Source organism: Streptomyces sp. NPDC091287 (assembly GCF_044768525.1).
In the GTDB taxonomy this organism is placed as follows: Bacteria; Actinomycetota; Actinomycetes; order Streptomycetales; family Streptomycetaceae; genus Streptomyces.
Genome location: NZ_JBIVUV010000020.1, coordinates 148,247 through 162,465, shown reverse-complemented (window position 1 = coordinate 162,465; position 14,219 = coordinate 148,247). Strand labels below are relative to the sequence as shown.

Here is a 14,219-nt window from a genome sequence, read left to right as displayed (position 1 = left end):
GAAGAGGGCGCCGCACACGTTCAGCCCTTGCCCGGGGTGCTCGCTTCCGCCGGGCGCCAGCCCCGGGCACGGGCCCGGGAGAGGGCGAAACCGGCCCAGAGGACGGCGAGGACACCGGCCGATCCGAGGAGGACGAAGAGTGTGGCCCGGCCGGTGGCGCGGTCGGTGCCGGAGGTGTCGCGTACGGCCACGGGTGCGGCGGCACGCTCCGCACCGGCGGCCGGTGCGACCGCGTCGCCGAGGACCGTGGTGACGGCGGCGTAGGCGTCCAGCTGCGGAAGGTCGGCCGGGTAGGCGGTGGCGGTCAGTCGGCGGGCCACCGCGTCGGCCGAGTCGTCGGGGTGCGTGGCGCGGACGACCGCGGCGGCCCCGGCGGCGTACGCGGTGGCCACCGCGACGCCTCCCCCGAGGTAGTGCCCGGCCCCGCGCGGCCCGCCGGAGACCACCCCGGCGCCGGGAGCGGCCAGGTCGACGGTGCCGGTCGGCAGGGCGCTGTCCGGTCGGGTGCCGGCGGGCAGCATGTCGGCGACCGAGAGGACGCCCGGTTCGCCGGCTGGCCAGTAGGTACGGGAGGGGATCTCGTCGGCGGAGCCCCGCGACGGCGGGTCCGGGGTGGCCGCGGCGACGACCACCGCGCCCGCCCGGCGGGCCTCGGCGACCGCCCGGGTCAGCGCCTTGTCCCGGCGCGGCAGGGCGACCGCGACCGCGATCACGCCGGCCCGGGCCTCGGTCGCCTCGCGCACCGCCGCCGCGACCAGGGCCGGGCTCGGACGCCCCCGCCGGTCGGTGCCGCGCAGGGCCAGGACCTTCGCGCGGGGGGCGACTCCGGCCAGCTTCGGGGTGTTCCCGCCGCTCCCGGCGATCAGCCCGGCCAGGAACGTGCCGTGTCCGACGCAGTCGTCGGCGGCGGTGCCCCCGGCGGTGACCCGGCCGTCGAGCCCGGTGGCGTCGGGGTCGACCCCGGTGGAGATCAGCGCGACGGTGACGCCCGCCCCGGTGGAGTGCTGGTGCAGCCGGTCCAGGTCGAGGCGCTGACGCGACCAGTCCTGCTTCTTCGCCTTCTCCTCGGAGGCGGGGGTGCAGACCACCTCGTCGGCCCGCGGGTCGAGCGCGGAAGGCATGCCGGGCAGTTCCTGGCCCTTCTTCCCGTCGGCCGCGAGCGCCGCCGGCGTACGGGCGAGGGGCGTTGCCTGGGCGGGTACGGCCACGGGCAGCATCAGGGCGGCCGTGAGCCCGGCGCCGTACAGCAGGCGGGCGGGCGGCCTCATCGGGGGGCCGCCTCGGGTGCTGCGGCCGTGACATCCGCCGGGAGGAGGATGCGCAGGTCGTCCAGGGTGGGTGCGGCCAGCGAACTGAGCCGGCCCGCCTGGCGGGTGACCATCGACTCGACGACCTGGCGGGCCAGGCGGGCGTTGCCGAAGGAGCGGTCGCGGGGCACCGCGTCGAAGTACTCCTTGAGCAGGGGCCCGGTGCCGGGCCCGCACTCGTACCCCATGTTCGCGGCCTGGGCGCGCACGATGGTGACCAGTTCCTCGGAAGAGTAGTCGGCGAAGGAGATCCGACGCGGGAAGCGGGAGGACAGCCCCGGGTTGGAGGCGAGGAAGCGCTCCATCTCGTCGGTGTAGCCCGCGACGATGACGACGACCTCGTCGCGGTGGTCCTCCATCAGCTTCAGCAGGGTGTCCACCGCCTCCTGGCCGAAGTCGGCGCCGCCGCCGCGCGGGGTGAGGGTGTACGCCTCGTCGATGAACAGCACACCGCCGCGCGCCCGTTCGAAGACCTCGCGGGTCAACTGGGCGGTGTGGCCTATGTAGCGGCCGACGAGGTCGGCGCGGGCCGCCTCGATCAACTGGCCGCGCTCCAGGACGCCGAGCTGGGTCAGCACCTCCCCGTAGAGGCGGGCGACGGTGGTCTTGCCGGTGCCGGGTGGGCCGGTGAAGACGAGGTGGTTGCTGAGCGAGGGGACGGGCAGCCCGGCGGCGGCCCGGTGCCGGGCGGTGGTGATGAGGTTGACCAGGTCCGCGACCTCGCGCTTCACCCCGGCCAGGCCGATCATGTCGCCTAGGCGGGTGAGCGGGTCGTCGGCCGGCGCGGCGGTCCCGGCGGCCGAAGCGGCGGCGGTGGCGGAGACGTCGTCGGGCAGCAGCAGCCGCAGATCGCGCTCGCCGACCTGCGACTGTGCGGAGAGCCGGACCGCCTGCCGGTCCACCATCTCCTCGAACACCCCGCGCGCGGCACGGCCGTTGCCGAATCCGGCGTCCCGGTCCATCGCACCGAAGTGCGCGGCGAGCGCCTGGGCGGTGCCCTCACCCAGCTCGTACTGGTGCTGGGCGCACATGCTCTCCATGATCGCGACCAGGTCGGGCACCGAGTAGTTCTCGAACCCGACGGTCCGTGAGAAGCGGGACGCCAGGCCCGGGTTGGAGCCGAGGAAGGAGTCCATCTCGCGGGAGTAGCCGGCCGCGACCACCACCACGTCGTCGCGGTGGTCCTCCATGAGCTTCAGCAGGGTGTCCACGGCCTCGCGGCCGAAGTCGGCGCCGCCGTTGCCGCTGTCCGAGGTGAGGGTGTACGCCTCGTCGATGAACAGCACGCCTCCCAGGGCCCGTTGGAAGGTCTCGGAGGTCTTGATGGCGGTGCCGCCGACGACCTGGGCGACCAGGTCGGCGCGGGAGACCTCCACCAGGTGGCCGCTGCGCAGCGAACCCAGCTCGGCCAGGATCGCCCCGTAGAGGCGGGCGACGGTGGTCTTGCCGGTGCCGGGCGGGCCGGCGAACACCAGGTGCCTGCTCATCGGCGGTGCGGGCATGCCGAGTTGTTCGCGGCGCTGGGCGAGCCGGGTGAGGTTGACCAGGGTGCCCACCTGTTGCTTGACGTTCTCCAGGCCGATCAGCGCGTTGAGGGCGCCGAGCGGGCCGTCCGCGCGGTCCGGCGGGGGCGCGTCGGCCGCGCCGGAGCCTGCCGGGTCGGTGTTCTCGGCGCTGCCGCTGCCCCAGGCGTCCCGCTTGCCGTTGCCGACGCTGTTCAGGCCCTCCACGGCGAGCCGGTCACCGGGGGCGGTCTGCACCAGGCCGCCGCCCTCGTTCTCCCGGGCGGCGCAGTTGACGAGGGAGACGGGGGCGGTGGACTCCACCCGGAAGCCGTCCTGGGCCCCGCCGCCCGCCTCACAGCCGCTGAGCGAGGCGAGCGCACCCTCCCGGAGGAGGAAGCCGTGGCCCTTGGAGGCGTGCACCGAGGTGCGGTTGGCGGTCAGTTCGCCGCCGGCGGCAACGATCACGCCTTCCTCGCCGCTCGTCTCGACGCGGAAGTCGCGGACGGTGACGTTGCCGCCGTCCTCGACGACCAGGCCGCTGGTGGCCGTGTCGGAGACCCCGCCACCGGCCAGGTAGAGGGTGGAGCCGGAGGCCACGCGTACACCGGCGCCCTTCGGCCGGACGATCTCGCAGTCCTCGACGCGGCCCCGGGCGTCACGGGTGGCCGCGATGCCGTCGCCGGCGGGCTCGACCAGACGGGCCCGGCGCAGCAGCGGGTTGGCGCCGCCGAGCACGGCGACGGCGGGCGAGGAGCCGATCACCTCCAGGCGGTCCAACTCGGGCGCCGAGTCCTCCTCCAGGAGCAGCCCGGCCCCCTCGCAGTCACGGACGGTCAGCCCGGTCAGCGCCGGGGAGGAGGCCCCGGCGACGCGCAGCGCCGCGCTCTGTGCGCCGTCCACCCAGCAGTCCTCGAAGGTGCCGCGCGCCCGGTCGGTGACGACCACGCCGTGGCCGCGCACGCGCGAGACACGGCAGCGGCGCAGTACGGGGTCGGTGCCCCCGGCCAGGGCGATTCCGTTGCCGGAGGCGCCGGTGACGCGGACGTCCTCCAGGGTGGTGCGGCCCGCGCTGCTCAGGTGCACGCCGGTGCTGGTGTCGTGCACCACGGTCCGGACGACCGAGACGGCGGAGTCGCCCTCCAGGGCGATGGAGGGCTTGTCGGTGGAGGAGATGTCGCAGTCCTCGACGGTGCCACGGGTCTCACCGTTGGCGAGCAGGCCGTTGCCGCGGGCGCCCCGTACCGTGCAGTCGCGGATGCGTGCCTCGCCCTGTTCGGCGAGGACGAAGCCGCTGGTCCCGAGGTGTTCGAGCGTGCAGGACTCGACGGTGGTGGGTGTGGTGGAGGTGACCACGATGCCCGCGCCCTGCGGGTTGCTCACCCGGCAGTCCCGCAGCGCGAGGGAGCCGGTCCCGCCGGCGAGCATCGCGGTCCAGGCGGCGCCGACGATCTCGCACCCGTCGAACGCGGCCTGTCCGCGCCGCACATCGACCGCGGGCAGCTCGGCGTCGCCGCCGCGCAGGGTCAGTTCGGAGAGCATGACGGCGTCGGCGCGCAGCGCGATGACGCTTCCCGCGCGCGGCCGGATCTCCACCGTGCCCCGCCCCTCGGCGGCGGTGAGGGTGACCCGGGTGTGGATCACCAGGTTCTCCGCGTACGTTCCGGGCCGGACGCTGATGAGCGCACCGGTACGGGCGGCGGCGAGCGCCTCACCGATCGTGGAAAAGCGGTCCTCGGGGCCGACCGTCAGTACCTGGCGCGACAACGCACCAACCTCCTTGCTACGGCGGCGTCCTCGACGGACGCCCCTCTTCGCCGGGGACGCGTGTCGGCGATCCGGCGGTGCCATCATTCCTCGCCCGGGCGCACGAGGTGCCGGAAGCGGCTCCCGGCACCCGGGCGTTCAGGTCAGACGCTCCACTTCTGGTTGTCGAGGCCCGTGCAGGTCCACAGGATCAGATAGGTCTCCGGGCCCCTGTTCCGGCTGTGGTCGGGGATGTCGACGCACTTGCCGACGGCGGTGTTGACCAGGTCATGGGCGCCGTTGAGGGCGAACTTCTGGGCGTCGGCCCCGTTGCACCAGGCGATCTGGATACGCGCGCCGTCGTTGAAGTTCGCGTTGGCGACGTCCAGGCACTTGTCCTTGATCCGGATGGTGCCGTCGGAGGCGAAGCGCCACTTCTGGGCGTCGGCGCCGTTGCAGTCCCACATGAACAGCGGTTGGCCGTCGTTGAAGTTGTGACCGGGGACGTCGACGCAGCGGCCGGAGAGGTGGCTGCGGAAGGAGACGGGCCCGCTGAGGGTCACGGCGGGCGCGGCCTTGGCGGGCTGGTTCTTCGCCTGGTCGTCCTTCTTCGGCTTCGCCTCGGGGCTGTCGGCCGTCTTGGGCGGGTTCTCCGGGGTGTCGTTCGCCTTGGACGCGTCCTTGTCCGTGCCCGCCGCGGCGGCGGGCACGGGAACGTGCCGCACGGGCTCGGCGGACTTCTCCGGCTTCCCCTCGCCCCCCTTGCCGTCGCCCGGGGGGCTGGTCTCGGGCGCGGTGACGGCGAACTCGCCCGGCGCCTCCTGCCCGGTCCCGTCGAGCACGGTACCGGCCGCCGCCGCATTCGTCCGCTTGGGCCCGTCGTCGTCGTTCCCGGCCAGGACGAGGAAGGGCACGGACACGAGCAGCGCGCCCGCGACCGCCGCCCCGGCGAGCACCGCCCTGCCCGGCCGCCCGACGGGCCCGGCCTGCGGCTGTGGCCGGTCGATGGCGGTGGCCGTCATGGTCCGTACGAGGGCGGGGAGCCGGCTCTGCGCTGCGGCGGAGGCACCGGGATCGGGACCGGGATCGTGATCGGGGGCAGGGCCGGCGTCGGGGGTTCCGGGCCGGGCCTCAGCGGTTCCGGTCCTGGCTTCGGGGGCCATGGGCTCCGACCGGGTGGACACGGGGTCGGCGGGGTCGGCCGCGGCCTCGGGGTCCTTCCGCTCTGCGGACTTCTCGCTCTCCGGCGCCTCCGGGTCTGGCCCTGCGGCCGTACCGGGCACAGCGGGAGCTGTGGCCGCTGCGGGACCGCCGGAGGCGGCGCTCGCGGCCGCCCCCTCGCTCCCGGCGATTTCCGCGCTTTCGGCGCTTTCCGCGCTCCCGGCGCTTTCCGCGCTTTCGGCGCCGGACTCCGTGCGAGCCTCCGGGGAGGCGGGGGTCTGCTGGGACGAACGCGTCACGGGGTGGTCCTCCCTGTGGTGTGGGGCCAGGGTTCGGTCGAGCCGGGGTCGCCCGTCCCGCTCACGGGTCCGAGAAGGCTGTCGGCCGGGACGAGCAGCGGAGCCGCGGCGCCGGCGTTGACCATCAGCAGGGCGTCGACGGCCCGCGCCGACCTGGCCAACTCCCTGGCGGGAAGGCTGTCATGGTGAAGTGCCGAGGACATGAATGCATGGGTGGGCGAGGTGAACAACAGCAGCACCGGCGCCCCGTCCCGCCCGGCGGCCGTGAGCGGCCCGCCGTCCGGCCCGCGCACGACGGTGACCTCCGCCTCCGCGAGTGCCTCCAGCGCCGCTTCCACCGATCCGTACCCGGTGGCGGCCCGCTGGGCCGCCGCGTCCACCGGATCGGTGGGCTCCGGCCACCCGAGAACCCGCGCCGAGGGCCGGTACGTCGGGTTGGCGCGGTACTCCCCGACGCCCCCGTTCTCGTCCGACCGCCACTCCCCCAGCACAGCCCACTCCGGCGGCGTCCGCTCCTCGGCCCACTCCGGGTCGACGATCCCGACCCAGTGCCCCGGAGCCCGCCGGGCGGCGTCCTTCACGGCATCGGGCACCAGGGAGGCATCGACCACCTCGGTGCCGCCGGAGCCGGACGCCTCGGGCCCGTCGGACGCTCCGGAGGCACCGGAAACGCCGAACGGGACGCCCTGTCCGCCCACTTGCCGCTCTCCGGGACGTATCTCCACCTGAACTCTTGGCTCCGTACGCGTTCTTGAGCGCCGAACGGCACACTCGCCGCCGACAGTGATCAGATCGGGGAGCCATCAGGATGTCACACGAGCACCGCCCACGGGGCTCGGCCCCGGGTCCGTATCGGCCTCCCCACGTGCCCGTTTGCTGCCCGAACAGAGAACTTTCCGGGACCAGTGAGGCGCGGGAGGACAAAGCACCGGAGGGAGTTCGGGACCGGACACCGCCGCCACCCCCATGACGGGCTACGTTGGGCGCGCCCCCGAGGAGGAGTCACCGCATGTCCCCCGAGCACCCCGCCCCCGGCGCCGGCACCGCGGCGGCCACCGCCCGCCCGGAGGAGTCCGGCGCCCCGCCCTCGCCGTCCGCCGCACCGGCGCCACAGACGCAGCCCGCTGCCCCGACCGGCGAGGCGGAGTCCTCCACGACTCCGGCCAAAGAGACGGCTTCCGCCCCGCCCGAGCCCTCGGCCACGGCGAAGCCGGCCGAGATACCGGAGGCCCCCGAGGCCCGCGCGGAGGGCCACGGCGTGGCAGCGGCCATCGGCACGACGCCGGAGACCCGGACCGTCACCGCTGTCGACAAGGGACGCCCCCGCACACCGATCCTGGCGGGGGCCGCGTTCGTCGGCGCCGCCCTGGTCGCGATACCCGTGCTGCTGATGGGCAGCGCGAACGACGAGGAGCCCCGGAACCCCGGCACCACCCCGGTCGCCGGGAGCGCCGACACGGTCCTCAACCCCGAATCGGCCCCGGCGGCCCTGGACGATTACGTGGCAGTGAAGCCCACGCCGTCCCCGACGGAACAGAAGAAGATCACCCCCACGAAGGCCGCTCCCGCACCCGTGGCGCCCGCACCCGCACCCGCACCCGCGCCCCGGACGAGCGCCCCCGCCGAGAAGCCCAAGGCCTCACCCAAACCGAAGCCCAAGGCTGCCCCGAAGCCGAACTGGGGCACCCAGACGGTCTCCGCGACCAGCTCCATCGGGGTCGGCCAGTCCTGGGCCACCAACCGCATTCGCATGACGATGCAGCAGGACGGCAACCTCGTCGTCTACAACGAGCAGAACAAGCCGATCTGGGCCGCCATGACCTTCGGCGAGAACCACCGGGCGATCTTCCAGCCCGACGGCAACCTGGTGATCCACAACGGCGACGACCGAGCGATCTGGGCCTCCAAGACCCATGACTTCGGCGGCGCCCGGATGGTCCTGAGGCCCGACGGCAAGGTGGTCATCGTGCACAACGGCAGGGTGGTCTGGTCGACCTGACGGATGCGGCGTACGCCTGGGTCCGGCGTACGCCAAGGCTGAGGCCTCACGTACCCGGCAACGGCATGAGTGGAGTCCGCCAGCAGGTCAGGTCTGGCGGTTGGCCGACCGGAAAGCGACCGATGCGAACGGGACGGTGACCGCGGACCTCGACGAGGTGCTGGTGATCGCACACTCGGCACCCACGACTTCGTCGCCTGGCCCGCCCAGCGGGGACAGTGGCTGACTCACCTACTCGGTCGGCACGGTGATCACCGAGCCGATCCACCAGCACGTGCTGAAAGGTGCCGGCATCCGCCTGGACTGCGGGTCGAGCATGCGACGGGCGCAGCAGTGCAACGTTACTGTGCAGCGGTACGCGTGTAGGTCCACTTCGAAAGGTCTTCATGTGACTCCTGGCCGTCCATACAATGATCTGGCGAAGAATGCTGAGAAAGATTCCCAGGAGTTTTCTCGCCGCACTTCCAGAGCAGGACAGACAGGCGTTCCGCCGACGGGGTTGGCGGCGTTACAGGCCAGTTTGGGCAACGCCGCAGTTGTGCAGATGCTACGTCAGGCCGACCGTAGCCGGGCCCAGCCGGAGGGGCATGAGCACGGTGCGGGCTGCGGCCATCAGAAGCCCGCTGTACAGGCTTCGGCAGTCCGTGACGTGCTGCGCTCTTCGGGTCGCCCGATGGACGACTCCACCCGCGCCGATATGGAGTCCCGGCTCGGCGCGGACTTCTCCGACGTACGTATTCACGACAACGCGGCGGCGAAGGAGTCGGCGGCGGAGGTCGGCGCCCGTGCGTATACCTCGGGGTCCCAGGTGGTCATCGGTGACCACGGCAACGACAAGCACACCCTCGCCCACGAACTCACCCACGTCATCCAGCAGCGTCAGGGCCCCGTCGCGGGCACCGATAACGGCAACGGACTGAGCGTCTCCGCCCCCTCGGACCGCTTCGAGAGGGAAGCCGAGGCCAACGCGGCAAAGGTGATGCGCGCGCCCGCTCCTTCCCGTGCGGACGCAGGCTCCCAGAACGGAGACAAGGAGCACCGGCCGGTCGATGAGCGGGAGAGGGAAACGGACGGCGCGGTTCAGCGAATCGCGACCGATGAAATAGACCCCCCTCAGGGCCAGTTGGTTTCTGGTGAAGTTCCAGAACTCTCCGAAGAACTTGTCGCGAAAATCAAGAACGCCACAACTCCGGACCAGCGGACAGAAATTCTGAGAGAGCTCTACAGCCATGTCTTCCACGACCTCAACAACAGGGCGAATGAAGATGATAAGAAATTTTATGAAGAGATAAGTCCGGAAAAAATTCTCATCGAGTACAAGGATGAGGAGGCGGGGCCAGGAAAGCCTGTGGCCCTGACGGAGACGGACACGCAAGGCGAAGTCTCACTGTCCTTTTTGCGCGATGCGTTCAAGAGCCCAGCCATTCTCTACAGCACGGTCCGGCACGAGTTCATCCACGTTGCGCAACGGTCAGGCGAGCCGGATGATACGGCCGAAAGCTCGGATGATCTCATATATGCGTTCGCCTATGAGAAATCAGGGCTCACCGAAGTCCAGATCCCGATGCAGGAGATAGAGACCCACGTGTGGGAGCTGGAGAATGCAAGAAGAACTGGAATCTCCGCCGATCCGGCATACGTGAACGAAACGGAAGAGTGGCTAGTCTCATACGCCAGGAACCTTTTGGCAGGCGTTAAGAAGCTTCGTAAGGGTACGGCAGGAGCTGATGACTTCGCAGGTTCACTGAGGTACTGGAGTGGCTATGTAGAGAAAACACTGGGAACGCTTGACCGGGGAATCACGGTGATGGTAAATGAGGTACACAGGACTGCCGCCATCTCCCTGAAGGCGGAAATAGGGAAAGAGCTTGAGAATAGGATCTCTGGGGCTTCTCAGAGTAAACGGAAGAAGAAGTCTTAGGGGGCCTGACCGCTAACGAGCTTTGCAAGCCCTCACCTCGCCCTGGGCGTCTGACTCGCCCGAACAGCACCGCTGCGCTCCGGGCCTCCTTTCCGCAGCGGTCCCGAGCGCAGCGGCTTTCCAGGTGGACCATCAGGCGGCGCGGGTGAATCCAAAGTAGATCTTGAACGATGGATGACCTCGGTTCATGGGGCGGGGAGGTCTCACGACTCGCCTCAGTTCGAACCCGTGCTGGAGGAGGTCCGTGTTCCCCGCATCGGGCCGGGCCGGCCAAGGATCCGCCCCAACCGCGAGCGCCATGCGGTCGAGTGCGGGACCAATCGCCTCAAGCGCCACCGTGCCGTCGCCACGCGAGACGACAAGCCCGCGGTCCGCTACGAGGCGACCATGCTCGTCGCTGCCGTCAACGAGTGGTGACCAAGCGGCTCAGGGTGGGGAGCACGCCGCGTAGGTCGCCGCCGTCCACCGTGACCGTCGCCGCTACCCGTGCTCCTGCCGAGGCGTCGAACGCCACACTCAGTCCGACGGACGCGAACAGGGGCAGGTCGGATCGGCTGTCTCCGACGGCCCCGCACGAGCCGGGAGCCAACCCGAGCTCCCGGGCCTGCGCGAGGGCGAAATCTCGTTTGTCGTACTCGTCGAAGTGGCGGGCGACGCGTCCGGTGAACCGGTTGCCATCGGTCTCCAGCCGAGGTCCGCAGAACGCGTGGAAGCCGAAGCGGTCGGTCAGGTAACTGCCGACCGGCGACCAGGCCAGAGTGGCCAGCACGGGCACCAACCCGTTCCGACGGCACCAGCCCACGGTCTCCGTGATACCCGAGAGACCCGGCGCGGTGCGGCGGTATCGGCGAACTCCGACAGCGGGCGTAAAAGCGCTTCGCGCAGGGCCGGTGCGGCGACCGGCGCGGGCGGCCGTACCCCGATGGTGTCTGACTGCCGCGGGCCTGATCCTGCTGACCGAGGCCTTCCTCACCCAGCTCTTCACCGACCTGCCCGCGCCGCTGCTCGCCGTGGCCCTGTCCTCGTGCTCGCCATCAGCGCCGCCGACCGCCGCGACGTCGCCGTCCTCGGATGGCTGCCCGGCACCACCTGTGCGCCGACGTCGCTCAGCACCCGCGCACGGCCGCCACCGCCGGCCCAGGTCGCACGCACCGACCCCCGCCGCGTGCCGTCGTCCTGACCTGACCAGCAGCTACCGGCTCGGCATCGCGGTCCTCGACACGCTGGACAAGCTGCGGGAGGAACTGGCCGGGAAGGACATCGCCCTGCACCTGGCCCGCCCACGTACGGGCACGGGCCCAACAGGACCTGACCCGGCACGCCCTGGCGGACAGCGCTGGACCGTACGGCCTCCACCGCACCGTCGACGACGCGGTCTCGGCGGCGACCGGCGGACCGGTCTGACCAGCACGCCGGGCCGCCCCTTCAGTGGCTGACGGGGACCCCGGAGGCAGGCGATTCCGGGACGCCGAGGCGCCGGGCATCCTTCTCCGGGCGCATGAAGAGGGCCGCCAGGAGGCCGGTGCCCAGGAGCAGCGCCGCCGTGACGAGCCAGCCGTTCTGATAGCCGATCGTGGCGCTCGCCGCGCTGTCCACGATCCGGCCGAGGACCAAGGGCGACACGATCCCGCCCAGAGCGAAGACCGCCACCAGCGCGCCGAGGACGACGCCGCGCTGGGAGGGCGGTGTGATCCGGGCGATGGCCGTCTGCGCGACAGTGATCATGACCAGGGCGAGAGCCATCGGGCCGAACATCATCGGGACCTTGATCCAGAGCGTGTCGACGGTCGCGAACACGGTCACCGCGACAGCCGAGACCACCAGCAGCAGACCGGCGCCCGCGCCGGCGGGCAGCTTCCCACTGGCGCCGCGCAGAGTGGCCCGGCGGGCCAGCAGACCGTGCGCCAGAAGGACCACGCCGTTGGCGACAGCACCCCCGCCGACCGCGGCACCGGCCTGCCCGAGGTTCCAGCCGACGACCGTCTGGAGATAGTCCGGCAGCCATGTGAGCTTGGCGCTCATCACCCAGTAGGCCCCGAACGCGCCCGAGGCCGCGGTGATGAACGTGCCGGAGAGGAAGACGGACCGCAGCGGCACCTCCACAGATCCGGGCCCCTCGTCCGCGAGGTGCGCACGGCGGCCCACCGGCGGGGCCAGCGGCCCCTCCTTGCCCTTCACCGCCCATACCACCGCCCACAGCAGACCGGCGAGACCCGCCGCTCCGAAGGCCCAGCGCCAGCCGAAGTGGGAGATCACCGCTCCCAGGGTCGGTGCCGCCACCGCGACTCCCGCCGCCGCGCCCACCATAAGAATGGCGGTGGGCAGGGTGCGCTCCCGCTGTTCGAACCAGCCGTGCACGTGATGGACCGCCACCGGTGCCGCGGGCCCTTCGGCGAAGCCGAGGAGCACGCGCGTCGCGATCAGCGTCCCGAAGCCCGCCGCGGCCCAGAGCATCGGAAGCTGGGCGACTGACCACAGCAGGCCCATCACCAGGAGCAGCACCGAGGTGCGCACCTTGCGCGTCAGGAACGACACGCCCACCGCGGAGAGCGAGAACAGGCTGAAGAACGCGGCCTGGGCGGTGCCGAACTCCTGGCGGCCGATGCCGAACTCCTTCATGATCTCCGGGCCGGCCAGCCCCAGGACGGCCTTGTCGGCGAAGTTCACCAGCATGAAGGCCAACAGCAGCCACGTGGTCGTCCAAGCCGGCCGGCCGGCCGACGGCACGGTCGCCGGGCTGCCGTCGCGCAGCGGGGCATTCGTCGCCTCCACGGTCACACCCCTTCCTGGGTGCTGTCGTCCACGGGCACGCCGCAACCGCAGCTGTCATCGTCGATGACGCCCACGCTGATCGCTCCCGCCGCCCGCCGCCGTCCCTCGTCGCTGCGCGTCAGTTCGGTGGCGAGGTCCGTGCCACCGGCGACGGCGGCGGATTCGGCAGCCGCCCAGTTGAATACGCCGCGCGCCATCGTCGAGGTCTCCCGCTCGGCCCGGCGGCCGAAGACCTCGGCCCGGATCCGGGCCACCTCCCGGTCGGCCGGTGCGGCCAGCGCGGCGGTCTCGGCAAGGTGTGCCGCCAGACGCAGTTCCCCGCGTCCGAGCAGTTGCCCGGCCCGCTCCGCCAGTGCCTGCGCGCCACCCGCCGCGTCGGCGAGCTCGGCGGCCAGCGCCGCTTCGGGGGCCGGCTTGAGGTTCGCCGGGTTCTGGTCGTACCAGCCGCCCCACAGCCGCCAGAGGTTGCGTACGACGAACTCCGGCTCGTCGTACGCCGGGTGGAGGTACGGCTTCTCCAGGAGGCCCGGAGGGATCTGCACCCCGTGCAGCACCTCGTCGAGGCGTGCGCCCGCGTTCATCAGGTCCCGCGTCTGGGTGCACAGTGACTCCAGCAGTTCCGCCGTGTCGCCGAGCGCCTGTCGGATGCGGTCGGGGCCGAGGATCGGCACCCCGTGCCCGGGGAGCAGCACTTCGGCGTCCAGCTCCTGCATGTCGCGCAGCGCCCGCGCCCACTCGACCGGATAGCGCTGGACCTTCTGCGGGTTGCCCGCGTTGGGCGAGTTCCAGATGAACAGGTCACCGGTGCACAGGGTGCGCAGTTCCGGGATCCACACGTAGGTGTGGTCGTCCGTCTCCCCGCGCGCGTGCACCAGCTCGAAGGTCAGCTCCCCGCGGCGCACGGTGAGCCGGTCCCGGTAGGTCGTGTCCGGGTAGCGGTACTCCGTCGGCCACTGCAGGGACGGAACGCCGAACTGGCGGCGGTTGATCCACGTGTTGTACCCGGCGGTCTCCCGATAGCGGTCGAAGCGCCCCGCCACCGCCTCGTGCGCGAAGACTTCGGGGAGCCGCGTACCGGCGTCGGACGCCTCCTTGTCGAACGGCGCCACACCGAAGACATGATCCACATGACCGTGGGTGTAGACGACGCAGCTCACCGGATCCGCCGAGTACTCGCGCACCGACGCATGCAGCTGGGTCGCCGTACGAAAGTCTCCGGAGTCGACCAGCACCAGGCCGTCCCCGGTGTCGAACACCGCCACGTTCGCGAAGGCGGGAAAGAACCCGGTCCGTTCGCCGACCGCTACGAGACCGCCGCTCGCGAACGCACCCGTGAAGTGGGCCAGCAGCGTCTCCTCGCCGGACCAGACTCGGTCCGCGTACGCCATGTAACCGCTTGAATTGTGTTCTGTCATAGCGTCCGGCTCCCTCGCGATCGCCCATGGGCCGCCGTCCTGCCCACGGAGGCGGCCCCCTGATGTGCGTAGAGTCTGCGCCGGAGGCGAACGGGGG

Annotated in this window: 9 protein-coding genes and 1 pseudogene; 3 read left to right on the top strand and 7 right to left on the bottom strand. The window is 71.7% G+C overall.

Annotated features, from left to right (window positions below; all coding sequences use genetic code 11):
- Positions 1-20 precede the first annotated feature (20 nt).
- The 4 genes from ACIQRW_RS30510 to ACIQRW_RS30495 all read right to left on the bottom strand — a co-directional run bounded on the left by ACIQRW_RS30510 (position 21) and on the right by ACIQRW_RS30495 (position 6,740).
- Entirely contained in the window at positions 21-1,268 is a 1,248-nt protein-coding gene (locus ACIQRW_RS30510) for a S8 family serine peptidase (protein ID WP_403766253.1), read from the bottom strand.
- Positions 1,265-4,576, bottom strand: coding sequence for a right-handed parallel beta-helix repeat-containing protein (locus ACIQRW_RS30505; protein WP_403766250.1), 3,312 nt, complete (start codon positions 4,574-4,576; stop codon positions 1,265-1,267). The genes ACIQRW_RS30510 and ACIQRW_RS30505 overlap by 4 nt, the downstream gene beginning before the upstream one ends.
- A 143-nt stretch (positions 4,577-4,719) precedes the next feature.
- A complete protein-coding gene (locus ACIQRW_RS30500; RefSeq protein ID WP_403766247.1) occupies positions 4,720-6,015 on the bottom strand; it encodes a ricin-type beta-trefoil lectin domain protein in 1,296 nt (431 codons plus the stop codon).
- Positions 6,012-6,740, bottom strand: coding sequence for a type VII secretion system-associated protein (locus ACIQRW_RS30495; RefSeq protein WP_403766244.1), 729 nt, complete (start codon positions 6,738-6,740; stop codon positions 6,012-6,014). Before ACIQRW_RS30495 ends, ACIQRW_RS30500 begins: the two co-directional genes overlap by 4 nt.
- A gap of 284 nt (positions 6,741-7,024) precedes the next feature.
- Here ACIQRW_RS30495 and ACIQRW_RS30490 point away from each other — a divergent pair, with 284 nt between their 5' ends.
- Both ACIQRW_RS30490 and ACIQRW_RS30485 read left to right on the top strand, forming a co-directional pair.
- The gene (locus ACIQRW_RS30490) at positions 7,025-8,014 is read left to right on the top strand and encodes a mannose-binding protein (RefSeq protein WP_403766242.1); all 990 of its coding nucleotides are present in this window, start codon (positions 7,025-7,027) and stop codon (positions 8,012-8,014) included.
- A 544-nt stretch (positions 8,015-8,558) separates the two neighbouring features.
- Positions 8,559-9,026: pseudogene (locus ACIQRW_RS30485) on the top strand (DUF4157 domain-containing protein); the annotation flags it as partial.
- A gap of 1,312 nt (positions 9,027-10,338) precedes the next feature.
- Here the strand turns inward: ACIQRW_RS30485 and ACIQRW_RS30480 are convergent.
- A complete protein-coding gene (locus ACIQRW_RS30480) occupies positions 10,339-10,908 on the bottom strand; it encodes an HAD family hydrolase (protein ID WP_403766240.1) in 570 nt (189 codons plus the stop codon).
- Here ACIQRW_RS30480 and ACIQRW_RS30475 point away from each other — a divergent pair.
- Positions 10,826-11,371: a hypothetical protein gene (locus tag ACIQRW_RS30475; protein ID WP_403766331.1), complete on the top strand. Its 546-nt coding sequence runs from the start codon at positions 10,826-10,828 to the stop codon at positions 11,369-11,371. The genes ACIQRW_RS30480 and ACIQRW_RS30475 overlap by 83 nt on opposite strands.
- On the opposite strand, the gene ACIQRW_RS30470 is transcribed toward ACIQRW_RS30475, so the two are convergent.
- Both ACIQRW_RS30470 and ACIQRW_RS30465 read right to left on the bottom strand, forming a co-directional pair.
- Positions 11,361-12,707 (bottom strand): MFS transporter, encoded by a 1,347-nt coding sequence (locus ACIQRW_RS30470; protein ID WP_403766237.1) that lies wholly within the window; start codon positions 12,705-12,707, stop codon positions 11,361-11,363. The two genes, ACIQRW_RS30475 and ACIQRW_RS30470, sit on opposite strands and share 11 nt — an antisense overlap.
- Before the next feature lie 2 nt (positions 12,708-12,709).
- A complete protein-coding gene (locus ACIQRW_RS30465; RefSeq protein ID WP_403766234.1) occupies positions 12,710-14,122 on the bottom strand; it encodes an alkyl sulfatase dimerization domain-containing protein in 1,413 nt (470 codons plus the stop codon).
- Positions 14,123-14,219: the final 97 nt, after the last annotated feature.